We start from the raw sequence: 1333 nt of genomic DNA on the forward strand, positions 1-1333 counted from the left end.
ACAGAGCTAGACGGAGGACGAGGGAGTGAGCCTCGGCGATGTGCTGGGCCTCGTCTCGCCGCCGGTTGGCATCTTCGATCTCCAGAGTGACCGCCGTGGCGGCCAGGATGACGGTCCCCAGCACGAGCAGTGGGATGGCTCGCCCCAGCTGCTCGCGCACGGTTGTCCGCCAGCGTCGAGGAGACAGCAGATGCCCGGTCCGGCCCGCGGGTGACGATCCGGATGCGCCTGGGGATCTGGGTAAGGCTGGGAAGGACATCGAGCGCGGTCGGATGACCGGGGATCGCGGCGTGATCTCGTCAGTGGCGAGGAGCACGGGCGCGGACGGTGCGGGCGCTTCGAGCGTGGCGGTCTCGGCCGGCGTGCACTGGACGGCGGTGGGCCTGGTTACCGCGGGCTCCACCGTGGTGGTCTCGGCCGCCAGGGGGTCCGCCATGGCATATCGTCCCGGACCAGCCTGCTTGGCCTTATACATGGCCTCGTCGGCGGCGCGCAGCAGCCGCCCGGAATGGCTGGGCCGGCTGACGGCCAGCGATACTCCGATGCTTGCGGCGACGCAGACTTCGTAGCCGTCGACGAGAATCGGTTCCCGTACCGCGCGGATGACCCGACCGGCCATGGTGCGAGCGGCGATTTCGTTCGCGCGCCGCAGCAGGATCCCGAACTCGTCGTCGCCGAACCTCCCGGCGACATCGTCGGGGCCCAGCACTGTTCGGATCCGTCCACCGATGACCTGCAGCACCCGGTCGCCGGCCGCGTGGCCGAAGGTGTCGTTGACCGGCTTGAAGCTGTCGAGGTCGATGAACAGGACCGCGACGCCCGCAGCCGCGGCGAGGGCATCCTCGAGCTGCTCCTCGAAGGCGGTCCGGTTACACAGCCCGGTGAGTACGTCATGGCGCGCCTGATAGCCGAGCTGGTCCAACAGCTGCTTCCGTTTACCGACCGCATGGCAGGTGATCAGCACCTCGCCGGATCCGTCCCGGGTAGACAGGCGGCGGGTCGCGACGTCGAACCACCGGGGTGTGCCGTTCGCCGCCGTCATCCGAATGTTGAGCAGGGACCCGGCAGCGGGGTTTTCGATCAATCGTACGAGCCGGTGCGCGTCGTCCGGGTGCACCAGATCCGCGACCCTGCGCCCGAGCCAGGCCTCCCGGGAATGGCCGAGTAACGGGACGATCGCGGGGCTGATGAACGTGAGCCGTCCGGTGAGGTCGGTTGTCAGCACGATGTCATGGGCCGCCGCGAACAACGCGCACAGCCCGGCCCGGGAACGCCGAGCCGCCGCCTCCCGCAGCAGGCCGACGAAGATGATGCTTAGGGGACGTAATGAAGT

Annotated in this window: 1 protein-coding gene; it reads right to left on the bottom strand. The window is 68.9% G+C overall.

What is annotated here, in order from left to right:
• Positions 1 to 1333 (bottom strand): diguanylate cyclase domain-containing protein (locus ACY5KJ_RS17160; protein WP_462203841.1); only part of this gene is annotated, 1333 nt, incomplete at both ends.

The sequence above is a fragment of the Frankia sp. CcWB3 genome, from assembly GCF_977927595.1.